Source organism: Citrobacter sp. Ce129 (genome assembly GCF_030334545.1).
Classification (GTDB): Bacteria; Pseudomonadota; Gammaproteobacteria; order Enterobacterales; family Enterobacteriaceae; genus Citrobacter; species Citrobacter europaeus.
The window spans coordinates 131,513-145,763 of record NZ_JAOWDS010000065.1 but is presented as its reverse complement, the minus strand read 5'-3'; the positions used below and the strand labels follow the sequence as shown (position 1 = coordinate 145,763).

General features: G+C 51.6%; 13 protein-coding genes. 4 read left to right on the top strand and 9 right to left on the bottom strand.

Annotated elements, in window-relative coordinates:
* Positions 1 to 12: 12 nt before the first annotated feature.
* Genes sufS through sufA form a run of 5 tightly spaced genes read right to left on the bottom strand, consistent with a single transcriptional unit; the run spans position 13 to position 5,104 of the window.
* A complete protein-coding gene (gene sufS / locus OGV77_RS14605; protein ID WP_087050635.1) occupies positions 13 to 1,233 on the bottom strand; it encodes a cysteine desulfurase SufS in 1,221 nt (406 codons plus the stop codon).
* Entirely contained in the window at positions 1,230 to 2,501 is a 1,272-nt protein-coding gene (gene sufD / locus OGV77_RS14600; protein WP_087050636.1) for a Fe-S cluster assembly protein SufD, read from the bottom strand. Before sufD ends, sufS begins: the two co-directional genes overlap by 4 nt.
* On the bottom strand, positions 2,476 to 3,222 hold the full coding sequence (gene sufC / locus OGV77_RS14595) for a Fe-S cluster assembly ATPase SufC (protein WP_087050637.1): 747 nt from the start codon (positions 3,220 to 3,222) through the stop codon (positions 2,476 to 2,478). Before sufC ends, sufD begins: the two co-directional genes overlap by 26 nt.
* 17 nt (positions 3,223 to 3,239) lie before the next feature.
* A complete protein-coding gene (gene sufB, locus OGV77_RS14590) occupies positions 3,240 to 4,727 on the bottom strand; it encodes a Fe-S cluster assembly protein SufB (RefSeq protein ID WP_043016559.1) in 1,488 nt (495 codons plus the stop codon).
* 8 nt (positions 4,728 to 4,735) lie between these two features.
* Entirely contained in the window at positions 4,736 to 5,104 is a 369-nt protein-coding gene (gene sufA, locus OGV77_RS14585; RefSeq protein ID WP_043016560.1) for a Fe-S cluster assembly scaffold SufA, read from the bottom strand.
* Between the two features lie 726 nt (positions 5,105 to 5,830).
* On the opposite strand from sufA, the gene OGV77_RS14580 reads away from it, so the two are divergent.
* Both OGV77_RS14580 and OGV77_RS14575 read left to right on the top strand, forming a co-directional pair.
* Positions 5,831 to 6,313, top strand: coding sequence for an Hcp family type VI secretion system effector (locus OGV77_RS14580; RefSeq protein ID WP_043016561.1), 483 nt, complete (start codon positions 5,831 to 5,833; stop codon positions 6,311 to 6,313).
* Positions 6,310 to 6,789 carry a DUF2778 domain-containing protein gene (locus OGV77_RS14575; protein ID WP_043016562.1) on the top strand — a complete coding sequence of 160 codons (480 nt, stop codon included), beginning with the start codon at positions 6,310 to 6,312 and terminating at the stop codon, positions 6,787 to 6,789. Before OGV77_RS14580 ends, OGV77_RS14575 begins: the two co-directional genes overlap by 4 nt.
* 484 nt (positions 6,790 to 7,273) lie before the next feature.
* On the opposite strand, the gene OGV77_RS14570 is transcribed toward OGV77_RS14575, so the two are convergent.
* A complete protein-coding gene (locus OGV77_RS14570) occupies positions 7,274 to 8,149 on the bottom strand; it encodes a LysR family transcriptional regulator (protein WP_043016564.1) in 876 nt (291 codons plus the stop codon).
* A gap of 122 nt (positions 8,150 to 8,271) precedes the next feature.
* Between OGV77_RS14570 and OGV77_RS14565 the strand changes: the two genes are divergently transcribed.
* Positions 8,272 to 9,123: a Vmh family MBL fold metallo-hydrolase gene (locus OGV77_RS14565; RefSeq protein ID WP_075146082.1), complete on the top strand. Its 852-nt coding sequence runs from the start codon at positions 8,272 to 8,274 to the stop codon at positions 9,121 to 9,123.
* A gap of 67 nt (positions 9,124 to 9,190) precedes the next feature.
* Here the strand turns inward: OGV77_RS14565 and OGV77_RS14560 are convergent, their stop codons facing one another.
* From OGV77_RS14560 to ydiJ, 3 genes are all read right to left on the bottom strand, one after another.
* Entirely contained in the window at positions 9,191 to 9,379 is a 189-nt protein-coding gene (locus OGV77_RS14560) for a YdiH family protein (RefSeq protein WP_003030540.1), read from the bottom strand.
* Positions 9,380 to 9,455: 76 nt separating this feature from the next.
* Positions 9,456 to 9,866 (bottom strand): 1,4-dihydroxy-2-naphthoyl-CoA hydrolase, encoded by a 411-nt coding sequence (gene menI, locus OGV77_RS14555; RefSeq protein WP_016152900.1) that lies wholly within the window; start codon positions 9,864 to 9,866, stop codon positions 9,456 to 9,458.
* Complete coding sequence (gene ydiJ, locus OGV77_RS14550; protein ID WP_087050639.1) at positions 9,863 to 12,919, bottom strand: D-2-hydroxyglutarate dehydrogenase YdiJ; 3,057 nt, start codon at positions 12,917 to 12,919, stop codon at positions 9,863 to 9,865. The genes menI and ydiJ overlap by 4 nt, the downstream gene beginning before the upstream one ends.
* A 213-nt stretch (positions 12,920 to 13,132) precedes the next feature.
* Between ydiJ and ydiK the strand changes: the two genes are divergently transcribed.
* Positions 13,133 to 14,242, top strand: coding sequence for an AI-2E family transporter YdiK (gene ydiK / locus OGV77_RS14545; RefSeq protein WP_286502827.1), 1,110 nt, complete (start codon positions 13,133 to 13,135; stop codon positions 14,240 to 14,242).
* Positions 14,243 to 14,251: the final 9 nt, after the last annotated feature.

The window sequence follows — 14,251 nt, the reverse complement described above, 5'->3', positions numbered from 1 at the left end:
AACGCCTCCCTGTTATCCCAGTAAGTGATGAATACGCTTGAGACCCGTTACCAGGCGATCCACTTCTTCGTGGGTGTTGTACATGGCGATCGACGCACGACACATCGCGGGAACGTTGTAGTAGGTCATCAGCGGCATAGCACAGTGATGTCCCGTCCGCACGGCGATCCCATAATTATCGAGAAAACTCCCGACGTCATAGGCGTGATGTTTGCCGAGGTTAAACGCAATCACCCCCAGGCGGTTATCCGGACCGTAAAGCGTCAAATCCGGCACTTCCGCCAGTTGTTCCAGCGCATAGCGCATCATGAACTGTTCATATTCGCTGATTTCAGTAAGCCCCAGCGCTGAAACGTACTCAATCGCCGCGCCAAGCCCAATAATGCCCCCGGTGTTTGGCGTTCCGGCTTCAAACCGCCAGGGGGCTTTGGCCCACGTCGTCCCCTGGCTCAGGCTTACTGTCGCAATCATCGAACCACCGCCTTCCCAGGGTGGCATTTCCTGCAGCAGCGACTCTCTGGCATACAGAACGCCAATACCGGTTGGCCCGTAAAGCTTGTGTCCGGAGAAAACATAGAAGTCGCAATCCAGCGCCTGCACATCCACCTGATGATGCATAACCGCCTGTGCGCCATCCACCAGCACTTTTGCGCCGTATTGATGCGCCAGCTCAATCATCTCACCCAACGGGTTTTCCGTGCCCAGCACGTTAGATACGTGGGTAATCGCCAGCAGTTGCGTGCGATCGTCAAACAGCGTCGGTAGCGTTTCCAGCTGCAACGTACCGTCTGTATTGAGTGGAATGACGCGCAGTTCTGCGCCTACGCGGGTACACAGCATCTGCCAGGGTACAATATTGGCGTGATGCTCCATTTCGCTGATGATAATGTTATCGCCCGCCCGCACATTGCTGCTGCCCCAACTGTTCGCCACCAGGTTGATACCTTCCGTGGTACCACGCACGAACACCAGCTCTTCAGCTGAACGGGCGTTAATAAACAGCGAGGCGAGCTTGCGTACATTCTCCATTTTTTCTGTGGCCTGCGCGCTCAGCGTATGGATCCCGCGGTGGACCGCTGCATAGCCATGACGGTAAAATTCGGCTTCGGCATCAATCACCTGATTAGGCTTTTGCGCGCTGGCGGCGCTGTCCAGATAGGCTAGCGGTAAACCGTTCACTTCACGCGCCAGGACCGGAAAATCGGCCCGCACTTTTTCAATGGGAAATGTCATGCTACGCCTCCCGGCAAGCGTTGGGCGATCCGCGCCAGTACCAATTGTTTCAGCGTTTCCTCGCCCAGGGCTTCCGTTAGCTCAGCGGCAAACGCATAGAGAATCATTTGTTGAGCATCCTGCTGGCCGATCCCGCGTGAACGCAGATAGAACATCTGCTCATCGTCAATCCGCCCTACCGTCGCTCCGTGACTGCATTTCACGTCGTCGGCATAGATTTCCAGCTGTGGCTTGGTGTCCACTTCTGCCAGTCTACCGAGCAGCAAATTATTGTTGGTCATCTGACCATCGGTTTTAATAGCGTGCTGGGCGACGTTGATCAGGCCATTAAATACCGCCCGGCCCTTATCGCTGACAATCGTTTTATGCAGCTGGCGGCTGTTGCAATATCCTTTGTTATGCGCAAGCCAGGTCCGTGTATCGCAGACTTCATTTTTCACTGGCATCGCCAGGCTGTTAAGCCGAAGCGTGGTGTTTTCACCATTAAGCTGGGTGCTGGTGTTATGGCGCAACACCGCAGCACCGAGTAAAAAGCTGTGGCTGGCGGCGGTGGCATCTGCGCCCAATTGAATATCGTTATGGGCGAAATGGTGGCTGAGCGAATTCTCAAATGCCAGTTTGATATGGCGCAAATGCGCATTCGCCGCGACGTTCATCGTTAAGCGCGCACCGGTAAAATGACGAAGCTCGCTGAGACTGACATAATGCTCAATAACGGTGGCTTCTGCGCCTTCCGCCAGCTCCAGATGGTGGCGATAGTGCGCCGTATTTACCTCATCGCCCGTCAGTCCCTGAGTAATGTGCAGCAGCAGCAACGGTTTCGCGGGGCGCTGGTTACGCTTCACCTGAATGTGCGTCACGCTGCGGGACAGGCTTTCCGTCAGGTGCAGAAAGACTTCCGGTTGTACAGCCGCAGGCAGCGTCTGGCGCACATCGTCAACGACAATCTCAAAACCGCTACCCTCCGCGCTGTCGCTGAGCGTCGGAGAGAATTGCCCGTCGACAAACACCAGTCGGACAGCATCAATAGCCGGCGCTAACGCTTCACACTGGGCTGACGTTATTTCAGCGACATGGCTGACAAACTGGCTGTTGGTTAATCCCTCCAGCGGCGTGTATTTCCAGTCCTCATGCTTACGCGTTGGCAGTCCCAGACGTAGCATCTGTTGCAGATGCTGCTGGGCATGATGCGAGCGCGTCTCCCCTTGCGTCTCAAACAGATGATGCCACTGTTGCAGCACGTTACTGCTGTTCGCTAAGCCAGCCATAACCTTGCTCCTCCAGTTGTTTGACCAGCGAGAAATCGCCAGACTTCACAATTCGCCCCTGGTAGAGAACGTGAACATAATCGGGTTTGATATAGTCCAGGATGCGCTGATAGTGGGTGACGATAATGAATGAACGTTGCCCATCGCGCAGCGAGTTCACGCCATCGGCGACGATTTTCAGCGCGTCGATATCCAGCCCGGAGTCCGACTCGTCAAGAATGCACAGTTGAGGCTCCAGTACCGCCATTTGCAAAATGTCATTACGCTTTTTCTCGCCGCCGGAGAAACCGACGTTTACCGAACGCGTCAGCAGATCTTCCGGCATCTTCAACAACGCGATTTTCTCTTCCATCAGATCCTGGAAGTCAAACCTGTCCAGCGACTCCTCGCCACGGTAGCTGCGCACCGCATTCAGCGCCGTTTGCAGGAAAAACTGATTACTGACCCCGGGGATTTCCACCGGATACTGAAATGCCATAAAGATCCCTTCACCGGCCCGGTCTTCCGGTGACAGTTCCAGTAAATCTTTACCGTTGAATTCTACCGTCCCGCCGGTGACTTCGTAGTCATCACGTCCGGCCAGCGTGGCGGAAAGCGTACTTTTCCCGGAACCGTTCGGTCCCATAATGGCGTGGACTTCTCCGGGGCGAATCTCAAGGCTGAGACCACGCAGGATCGTCTTATCTTCCACACTGACCTGTAAATCTTTGATGCTTAGCATGTGCTTTCCTTAAATTTTTAACCGACGCTGTGTTCAAGGCTTATGGCGAGCAGTTTTTGCGCTTCCACGGCAAATTCCAGCGGCAGTTCAGAGAACACGTCTTTACAGAAACCATTCACGATCATCGAAATGGCATCCTCTTCGCTGATGCCGCGCTGCAGGCAGTAAAACAGCTGGTCTTCACCAATACGCGACGTTGTGGCTTCGTGCTCAAGCTGGGCGCTATTGTTACGACACTCGACATACGGGAAGGTGTGCGCCCCACAATCCGCGCCGATCAGCATCGAATCGCATTGGGTATAGTTGCGGGCATTGGTGGCGGTCGGCATGATCTTCACCAAACCGCGATAGCTGTTCTGGCTGTGTCCGGCGGAGATCCCTTTCGAGATAATGGTCGATTTGGTGTTCTTGCCGATGTGGATCATCTTGGTGCCGGTATCGGCCTGCTGGTGACCACTGGTTAGCGCAACGGAATAGAATTCGCCGATAGAGTTGTCGCCACGCAGAATGCAGCTTGGGTATTTCCACGTAATGGCTGAGCCGGTTTCCGACTGCGTCCACGACATTTTGCTGTTTTCACCTTCGCACAGAGCGCGCTTGGTAACGAAGTTTAAAATGCCGCCGGTGTTACCATCGCCAGGGAACCAGTTTTGTACGGTCGAGTATTTCACTTCGGCATCTTTGTGGATGATGACCTCCACCACCGCGGCATGCAGCTGGTAGCTGTCACGCACCGGGGCTGAACAGCCTTCGATATAGCTGACGTAGCTGCCCTCATCCGCAACCAGAATGGTGCGTTCAAACTGCCCGGTTTTTTCCGCATTGATACGGAAATAGGTCGACAGTTCCATTGGGCAACGCACACCTTTCGGTACATAGATAAACGTACCGTCGGATGCCACCGCCGCATTCAGCGCGGCAAAGAAATTGTCATTACCTGGTACGACCGTGCCCAGATACTGTTTTACCAGCTCAGGGTGATCGTGAATCGCCTCACCGAACGAACAGAAAATAATGCCCTGTTCCGCCAGTTTGTCACGATAGGTGGTCGCTACCGACACCGAGTCAAAAATGGCATCAACCGCCACCTCTTTGCCTTCGCGGACCGGCACGCCAAGCTGTTCAAATGCGTCCTCAACCTCTTTGCTTAAAAACGCATTCGCCCCCGTTTGCTGTACCGCTCCCGGCTCAGATGCGCAGGTTTCATCGCAATTGCCGCAGGACGGCGCGGAGTAATAGCTATACTCCTGGTAATTCAGTTTGTCGTAATGCGCTTTCAGCCAGTGCGGCTCTTCCATGGAGAGCCATGCGTTAAAGGCATTCAGGCGAAATTCCAGCATCCAGTCGGGTTCATTTCGTTTTGCCGAAATCGCACGCACGACATCTTCGTTGATCCCTTTCGCCAGCTCATCAGTTTGCAGTTGGGTGAAGAAGCCCTCTTTATAATTAAGGTGCCCGCCAGCCCAGGTGTTGACATCGTCAGTTGCTTCAGTATTACGAGACATAGTACCGCCTATACCCCAAAACTTTCGCCACAGCCGCATTCGTTCTGGGCTTTCGGGTTATGAAATTTAAATAACTGATTTAATCCTTCGCGAACGAAATCGACCTCTGTACCGTCGATAAACGGCATCGCCTGTAACGGCACATAAAGTCTGGCGCCATCCGTTTCAAACAACAGATCGTCTTTTTGGACCTCGCGGACGGTGTCCAGCACGTAGCCGAATCCCGCACATCCCGTTTGCTTCACGCCTAAACGCACGCCCAACATGTCGGGTTGCTTTGCTACCAGCTCACGGATATGCGCCGCAGCCGCTGGCGTTAACGTCAGTCCACGCCAGGCAAAATCGTCCGGGTTAAATGTTCCTGAATGCAATTCCATAGAGTTACCTCGAGTCACTAGCTTTGAAGCTATAACACCATGTTAGTGATAATGATTATCACTTCAACCCCTCAACAGCAGGGGCATTCGGGTTAATCGCCCTTTTTGACTACTTTTACTAAGCATAGACCCTGCAGCGTGGGTTTACAGGGATGGAATTTTTTGTTCAATACATTGATTAACAATGGATTATAAAAATCCAATCGTTCAGGCAGGTCAAATATCAAAAGATGTATAGAAAATGTCTATTTAAGGGATAGGTTTTGATAATTTAATTAAATCATGCGATTATTTTATAATCAGAAACCTAGTATTTTCTCGTGATAGATAAGGACGGACTATTTAACGTCCAAAATTGAGCCCTCAGCGCGATTTTTCTTCACGAGCTGCACCATTTTTCATGCTTCCTGTGGAGGTGATTTATAAAAAACACCACATCGCCTTCCAGACATAACCCACGTTACTGTTTGTGCGGCTACTTTTAGGTTCCTACTTGATAGCGTAACAAAGTTCTTCTCAACATCAAAATTAAGCTATATGCCCCCCAAAAAATATCAATAATTTTTATATATTTATTATTACTGCTCATATTAAATTCAAGCTTTCCATCCCCCCCATAAATATAAATAAAATATATTGAAAATGTATGGCATTAATTGCCTTGTGTTCTCATGCAATATGTCGTTTATTAAAGTCTCCTTACTTATATGAAATGGAATTGTAGAAATGGCTATACCTGCATATTTATGGTTAAAAGATGATGGAGGAGCAAATATCAATGGCTCGGTAGATGTTCGCGACCGTGAGAGGAGCATTGAGATCTTGGGCTTTGGTCATGGCCTGCACCTCCCTACCGACAACAACACAGGGAAAATAACAGGGACACGAGTGCATAGCGCACTTGTATTCGAAAAGGAGTTCGATAGCTCCAGCCCATATCTTTACAAAGCGGTAGCCACTGGGCAAACCCTTAAGGAGGCTGAATTCAAATGGTACAAAATCAATGACGCCGGTCAGGAAGTTGAATATTTCAACATGCTACTCGAAACAGTGAGGGTGGTTTCAATTTGTCCCCTAATGCACGACGTAAAAAACGCAGCAACTGAAAAACATAATCACCTTGAAAGCATTGCCCTTAGATATGAGCGAATAACCTGGAAGCACTGCGACGGGAACTTGATATTTTCTGATTCATGGAGTGAGCGGTGATTCGTTGTACATTTCATTTAAACGGTGGACAACTATCGAATCTTAGCTGCCCTGGTGTTGGCTTCTTCCCTGCATATTCCGGTAACAATGGTGAGCATAGAAATAACCCTGACTCGGTAACAATTAAGGATATAGGTCCGCTTCCCCCTGGTAAATACTATATTGTTTCACGTCCGAAAGGCGGGGTTTTCAGCGCGATTAAAGACTATACTGCGTCAGAGATTAGCGGTTCAAACCGCGATATCTGGTTCGGATTATTCAGAGAGGATGAAAAATTAGATGACGTTACGTTCTATAGTAAGGTCAGTCGGGGGTATTTCAGATTGCACCCAGCGGGGTATAAGGGTGTCAGTAATGGTTGCATAACGCTCCCCAGCAGAGCTCATTATAACATACTCAGACAAGCTCTCTTAAACACTCCACAAATACTGGTTACCTCCAGCATTCGTGCATACGGCACTGTTCAGGTGTATTAATGAAGCATATCAAAAAAATCATCACTTGGTATTTATTTGCAATATCTTGGGTTTGTTTTTTTCTCCTGTTATTTAGATACCTACCTGAAAAGAAATTATTTGATTTAATCTACCCTAGTATAAAAGAGATGGATCCAAATACGTGGGACAATACCCATATGACTGTTATTTTTATAGCCGCATTATTATTGAACGGGATTTTTATATTATCCGTGTCAATGATAATGGAAAGATGTAAAAATTAAATGCCTACTTAACAGTAGGACTTCCGTCCTACTGTTTTCGGTATCGACGACAAACAACAAAAAACCCTTAAGTCTGCTTGCTGGCAGGCTTAAGGGTTCCGGCCCCATCCGGCGCTTATCTCCGGCACTCACGATGGCTTAGCTCTTGAAGGGGCGATAAGAAGAATCTCATACACTGAACAGTTTTTTTTAACACTAATGGCGGTTTGACTATTTTATAAGCACGTTTAGCCACCCGGTTAGCACTCTGGTTCACTAAGCGCATCCAGCAACAGGCGCAACCCTGCTGGCTGATGCTCTCGAGAAAGGTATAAACCATATATCGGCAGGCATTTAGGTTGAAGCTCGGGCAATAGTCTAATCAGTTTTCTCTGTGCCAGCCCTTCCCGCGCCTCCAGTTCAGGCACCAACGCAACGCCTATTCCCGCCAACGCCGACTCACAAAGTAGCGAAGAGATCCCGGCGCTCAAATTACCTCTGATTGCAGCAGAGACAGCCTGGCCCTGGGCATCCAGAAAGTGCCAGGATTTTCCAGCAAAACCGCTGTAGTAGAGACAATTATGCTGCGTAAGATCATCGATAGTCTCTGGAGTGCCATGCTGATGCAGATAATCAACAGACGCACAGAGCACCGATTTACAGTCGCCAAGGCGACGGGCGATAGTCCCTGGCTCGGGGTTTTCCGTTATACGGATCGCCACATCGATACGTTCTCCCACGAGGCTTACCGGTTGGTTATTGATCTCCACCTCGATACGCAGTTGCGGATACCTCGCCAGAAAAGCGGGCAGAACCGGCGCTAAGATATGCAAGGCAGTAAAATGTGCACAGGCCACACGTAACGTGCCGGACGGCGTTTGTGCGGCGCTGGCGGCGCCAATATCCAGCGAAAGTTGCGCCAGAGAACGTGTTTTCAGTAATGCCTCTTCACCCGCTGGCGTGATCGTCAAACGGCGCGACGAACGATGGATAAGCCTTGTCCCCGCCCATTTCTCCATCTCGTCGAGATATCGACTGACCATCGGGCGCGACAACCCCAATGCGCGCGCGGCGGCACTCAGACTGCCCAAATCACAGATATGGTTGAATACCGTTGCCGCCATCACTCTGTCCATTGCATCCCATCCGATCGTTTTATGAAACTCAGCATGTCCTAATGAGGGAATTCTAACAGATACGAATATGCTTAAAATACGGGGACTATCAAAAGACAATTCCCTGCATAAGGTTACCTGGTATGAAAGTTAAATCTCTGGCCCTGTTATTACCTCTGTTTGCGTCTTCAGCTTTTGCCGCACCGCTACAGCTCGACGTCTATAATCCGCAGGATAAGGCTATTTTCCCAGTCTCTTCGACGCTGGTGTCTGGCCCCAAAGAGGCGATTTTGTTTGACGCCCAGTTCAGCACCAAAGATGGCGAACAACTGGTGCAGATGATTCGCGCCAGCGGTAAAACGCTGAAGGCTATCGTGATCACTTCCGGCGATCCGGATTTCTATTTCGGTCTGCAGCCCATCGTCAACGCGTTCCCGCAGGTTAAAGTTCTGGCAACACCGCACGTAGTAGACCATATCCGCGCCACCAAAGAGGCTAAGCTGCAGTTCTGGGGCCCGCAAATGAAGGACGGCGCGCCAACATCGCTCACCGTTCCACAGGCGACCACGCAAACGCATTTCACGATTGATGGCGAAACGCTGGAACTGCGTCATCCTGACGATTATGCAGCCTATGTCTGGATCCCGGCGAACCGTGCCATTATTGGCGGGACCGGCGTGGCTTCCGGGATTCACGTCTGGACGGCGGATACACAATCTGCAGAACAACGTAGCGCATGGCGTAGCGTACTGAGCGAAATGCAGAATTTACAGCCTACTCAGGTAGTTCCGGGCCATTACATTGGCGAACGCCCTGCGGGCGATAAGGCCATTCGCTTCACACATGACTATTTACAGTCGTTTGAGCAGGCGTTGGGGGCGAAGAAAGGTTCAGACTATGTGATTAAAACCATGACCGCAGCATGGCCGGGTCTTGCGGACGCAAGTTCTCTGGAGCTAAGTGCGAAGGTTAATAGCGGTGAGATGAAGTGGTAATTAAGATCTAAGGCAAAAAATAACCCCGAACGCGTGTCGGGGTTTTATTACGATAAGCATACCGGAATCAATGAACGCCCATGCGCCAGGCAAAATAGATCTCTTCTTTCAATTCAGTTGAAGAGAGCGCCAACAGATCAGCAAACTCCAGCTCAAGTTGTTTCAGTCTTTTCAGGTACTGAGCCGGTGAAAGATCGGTTTTATCACGACGTAAAAATTCTATTGCCAGTTGGGCCGGGTCTAATTGGGTAGACATATCATCCTCGCTTGTGTTCAAAACCTGCACAGTATAACACATTCCCTGTGCAGATAATGACCAAAAGCAATATGCATCACAAAATTGCGGTTGTCAGACGCGACGTGCAGCACAATCGTCCCTGCTCATCGAAGATTTCGATTTGCCACACCTGATGACGAGAGCCGGTATGTACCGCGCGACATACCCCTCTGACGCGCCCTTCCCGCGCGGAGCGAATATGGTTGGCGTTAACCTCCAGGCCCACGACTTTCTGTTCCCCCTGGGTACACAGGTAGCCAGCCACCGAACCAATACTTTCCGCCAGCACTACGGACGCGCCGCCGTGCAGCAAACCAAAAGGTTGTTTGGTACGGTGATCCACCGGCATCGTGGCTTCCAGCGTATCATCGCCAATGTGCACAAAACGAATATCGAGCAGCCCCACCATGTTTCCTTCACCCATAGCATTGAGTGCCTCGAGTGTAACTTCACGTTTCCAGATCATCCTATAATCTCCAGCAGTGCCTGTAATGGATGGCGAACACCCGTGCCTTCAACGCGTTTGACCTGGCTGCGACAGGAGTATCCAGTAGCCAGGCAACGGTTACGCGGCAATCGTTGCATTGCCTGGTGCCATGATAGCTCATAGATCCCCAGTGAATTCTGATGATTCTTCACTTCGTGACCATAAGTGCCCGCCATTCCACAGCAACCCACGCTGACGTTCTCCAGTCTGGCGCCAAAGCGCGCAAAGATAGCCGCCCACTGCGCAGGCGCGCCCGGCAGGGCCGTCACCTCAGTACAGTGTCCAAAGAAGTACCACGGTTCGCCGCCGATTGTGACTGCCGGCTGTGACTCCAGGACTGTCGATAACCATTCGTTAGCCAGCAGCACATGGAAATCACCCCGCTGTTCCCCGAGCGCCAGCTTGTATTCATCGCGATAACAGAGCACCAGCGCCGGATCGACCCCCACCATCGGAATGTTCAGCTTCGCCACCCGGTTGAGAAACTCGGATGTCTTTTTCGCTGTTTTGGCAAAACGGTTTAAAAAGCCCTTAATATGCTGAGCTTTGCCGTTTGGCGAGAAAGGCAGCAATACCGGCTGCAGACCCAACTTTTCAACCAGGCGTATAAAATCAGCCACCACCTGCGCATCGTAATAGCTGGTGAACGGGTCCTGCACCACCAGCACCGTACGGGCTTTTTGCTCAATGCTGAGCAACTCGAGCTGTTCCAGCGTCATATTGGCGGAACGATGACCAACCATCTGACGTTGAAGCGATGGCGCAGACAGCAGCGGTAAATCGACCATACCGATGTGCTTTTTAGCCAGATTCCGCACCAGCGGCTGGTTGATGAAAAAGTTAAACGTTTTGGGCGCCCGCGCCATTAACGGCGCATAACTCTCAACGGTCGCCACCATATGATCGCGCAACGGTCGCAGATAACGCGTGTGGTACATTTGCAGGAAACGCGAGCGGAATTCCGGGACATCGATTTTAATCGGACACTGTGTGGAACAGGCTTTACACGCCAGACAGCCGGACATTGCCTCTTTTACTTCGTGCGAGAAATCGTATTCACCCTTGCGCGCATGCCAGCTGTTGCGGGTACGGGCAATCAGCGTACGTAAACTGGCGCGTTTTTCCGGTAGCTCTTTCTCCAGCTGTACCGGGTCAATCCCGCGATCGGCCAGCAGACGCAGCCATTCACGCACCAGCGTGGCCCGCCCCTTCGGTGAATGAATACGGTTGAGGCTGATTTTCATCGACGGACACATGGGGCTTTTCGCATCGAAGTTAAAGCACAATCCGTTACCGTTACACTCCATCGCCCCGCGCCACTCCTGGCGTACGGCCAGCGGGATCTGACGGTCATACGTTCCGCGCTTCACCGCGTCCACTTTCATCATCGGCGCATCTACGCCTTCAGGTGGACAGATTTTCCCCGGATTCAGTCGGTTTTGCGGATCAAAGACCGATTTTACTTTACGCAGTTCGCTATACAGCTCCTCACCGAAGAACGCCGGGCTGTATTCTGCACGAAAACCTTTTCCATGCTCGCCCCAAAGCAGTCCGCCATATTTTGCCGTCAACGCGACGACATCGTCAGAAATGCGTTTCATCAGCACTTCCTGCTGCGGGTCGCACATATCCAGCGCGGGTCTGACGTGCAGCACGCCTGCGTCTACGTGACCAAACATGCCGTAACTGAGACCATGGCTATCGAGCAGCGCGCGGAACTCGGCAATATAGTCAGCCAGATGTTCAGGCGGGACGCACGTATCCTCGGCAAACGGGATCGGCTTCGCGGCACCTTTAGCATTCCCCAGCAAACCAACGGCTTTTTTACGCATAGCGTAAATTCGTTCTACACCCGCCAGTTCGGTACATAGCTGCCAGCCAATGACGCCCGCTTCCTGACGAGCGATTAAGCCATCCAGACGTTCACACAGTGCGCTGACCTGCGAATCAATCAATGCTTCGTCGTCACCGGCAAACTCCACAATGTTCAGACCCAGCATCTCTTTATCAGGAACATCGGTAATCAATTCACTTACCGAGTGCCAGACGATATCTTCCCGCGCCAGATTAAGCACTTTAGAGTCGACGGTTTCTACCGACAGCGCGCGAGCTTCCACCATCACCGGGGCATTACGCAACGCCGAGTCGAAAGAGTCGTACTTAACGTTAACCAGTTGTCTGACTTTGGGCAGCGGCGTGATGTCCAGACGGGCTTCGGTGATAAACGCCAGCGTACCTTCAGAGCCGGTAAGAATGCGGGTTAAATCAAATTCGGTCATCTCATCGTTAAAGACGTGCCGTAGATCGTAACCGGTCAGGAAGCGATTAAGTTTGGGGAATTTATCAATGATCAACTGTCGGTTATCGCGGCAACGCTCATAAACCGTCTTGTAGATGCGGCCAATAGTGGTATTGCTGTTACCCAGCGTTTGGGCAAGTTCGACCGGCATTGGCTGAGTATCAAGAATATCGCCGCCCATCAGCACCGCGCGGATACCCAGCACGTGATCGGAGGTTTTACCGTAAACCAACGAACCTTGTCCGGATGCGTCGGTATTGATCATCCCCCCCAACGTTGCCCGGTTACTGGTGGATAATTCGGGAGCAAAGAAATAGCCGTAAGGTTTCAGAAACTGGTTGAGCTGGTCTTTAATCACCCCGGCTTCGACCCGCACCCAGCCTTCCTGCACATTGATTTCTATAATGCGGCTCATATAGCGGGACATATCAACAATAATGCCCTGATTCAGCGCCTGACCGTTGGTCCCGGTGCCGCCGCCGCGCGGGGTAAAAATCAGCGAAGAGAAAAGAGGTTCCGCCGCCAGACGGGCGATCAGCGCCACATCTGCGGTTGAACGCGGGAAAACAACAGCATCAGGAAGCAGCTGATAAATACTGTTATCCGTCGACATTGTCAGGCGATCGGCATAGCTCGTTGCCGTATCGCCCGTAAATCCTTGCTGCTCCAGCGCCTGCAAAAAATTGAGCACCAGTTGAACGACACCTGGCGCCTGAGAAATTTGTGGAATCATTATAGTGACCCTTTCCTGCGGTCTGTGTTGTGAATTTAATCGTTTGCGTGTTGCTTTGTTTGTTGTATCACATTTTTTTCTAATACGCTCAGCAGATTTACAGGCAGAATCCGCCTGTTCAAAACCGCTGAAATTGCTCATCATTACAGGGTGTCATTTAAGTGTTCACGTCGCGTCAACGTTCTGGCGCAAAGACAAAGGTGAAAAGTATTTATGGTAAATTTCCGTCAGCCCAGGGATATTGCACAAGTGCTGCTATCGGTGCTGTTTTTAGCCATCATGATTGTGGCCTGTCTCTGGATTGTTCAACCCTTTATCCTCGGTTTTGCATGGGCAGGTACGGTGGTCATTGCAACCTGGCCGATCCTGCTACGCTTACAAAAATTACTTTGGGGACGCCGCTCACTGGCCGTGCTGGTAATGACCCTGCTGCTGGTGCTGTTGTTTATCATTCCTATCGCGCTGCTGGTTAATAGCATTGTTGATGGCAGCGGGCCGTTGATCCATGCCGTAACCGCTGGCGATATGACGTTGCCGGATCTGGCGTGGTTGAACAGTATTCCGTTGGTCGGTGCCAAAATGTATGCCGCATGGCACAGCCTGCTGGATATGGGCGGCTCGGCCATCATGGCCAAGGTTCGTCCTTATATTGGTACGACGACAACCTGGTTTGTCGGACAGGCTGCGCATATTGGTCGCTTTATGATGCACTGTGGTCTGATGCTGCTGTTCAGCGCCCTGCTGTACTGGCGCGGTGAACAGGTGGCGTTAGGTATTCGCCATTTTGCTTGTCGCCTGGCATCCAAACGCGGCGATGCTGCCATTCTGCTGGCAGCGCAGGCCATTCGCGCCGTCGCATTAGGTGTTGTGGTCACCGCCCTGGTGCAGGCTGTTCTTGGCGGCATTGGTCTGGCGGTAACCGGCGTGCCGTATGCCACGCTGCTGGCGGTATTGATGATCCTGTCATGCCTGATCCAACTGGGGCCGTTACCGGTGCTGGTGCCGGCCATTATCTGGCTGTACTGGACGGGGGATTCAACCTGGGGCACCGTGCTGCTGGTGTGGAGCGGCGTGGTCGGTACACTGGATAACGTTATTCGCCCGATGCTGATTCGCATGGGCGCCGATTTGCCGCTGATCCTGATTCTCTCTGGAGTCATCGGCGGACTGATTGCTTTCGGTATGATTGGTCTGTTCATCGGCCCGGTAGTACTGGCCGTCTCCTGGCGTCTGTTCTCAGCCTGGGTAAACGAAGCCCCTGCACCAGGCAGCAATCCGGATGAAATCCTCGAAGAAATTACTGAAATGGAACGCAATAAGTAATCCCACTTC

What these genes read in the sequence shown, in the direction of transcription:
- sufS (WP_087050635.1), bottom strand. Translation starts at nt 1,233, where the DNA reads ATGACATTTCCCATTGAAAAAGTGCGGGCCGATTTTCCGGTCCTGGCG.
- sufD (WP_087050636.1), bottom strand. Translation starts at nt 2,501, where the DNA reads ATGGCTGGCTTAGCGAACAGCAGTAACGTGCTGCAACAGTGGCATCAT.
- sufC (WP_087050637.1), bottom strand. Translation starts at nt 3,222, where the DNA reads ATGCTAAGCATCAAAGATTTACAGGTCAGTGTGGAAGATAAGACGATC.
- sufB (WP_043016559.1), bottom strand. Translation starts at nt 4,727, where the DNA reads ATGTCTCGTAATACTGAAGCAACTGACGATGTCAACACCTGGGCTGGC.
- sufA (WP_043016560.1), bottom strand. Translation starts at nt 5,104, where the DNA reads ATGGAATTGCATTCAGGAACATTTAACCCGGACGATTTTGCCTGGCGT.
- OGV77_RS14580 (WP_043016561.1), top strand. Translation starts at nt 5,831, where the DNA reads ATGGCTATACCTGCATATTTATGGTTAAAAGATGATGGAGGAGCAAAT.
- OGV77_RS14570 (WP_043016564.1), bottom strand. Translation starts at nt 8,149, where the DNA reads ATGGACAGAGTGATGGCGGCAACGGTATTCAACCATATCTGTGATTTG.
- OGV77_RS14565 (WP_075146082.1), top strand. Translation starts at nt 8,272, where the DNA reads ATGAAAGTTAAATCTCTGGCCCTGTTATTACCTCTGTTTGCGTCTTCA.
- OGV77_RS14560 (WP_003030540.1), bottom strand. Translation starts at nt 9,379, where the DNA reads ATGTCTACCCAATTAGACCCGGCCCAACTGGCAATAGAATTTTTACGT.
- menI (WP_016152900.1), bottom strand. Translation starts at nt 9,866, where the DNA reads ATGATCTGGAAACGTGAAGTTACACTCGAGGCACTCAATGCTATGGGT.
- ydiJ (WP_087050639.1), bottom strand. Translation starts at nt 12,919, where the DNA reads ATGATTCCACAAATTTCTCAGGCGCCAGGTGTCGTTCAACTGGTGCTC.
- ydiK (WP_286502827.1), top strand. Translation starts at nt 13,133, where the DNA reads ATGGTAAATTTCCGTCAGCCCAGGGATATTGCACAAGTGCTGCTATCG.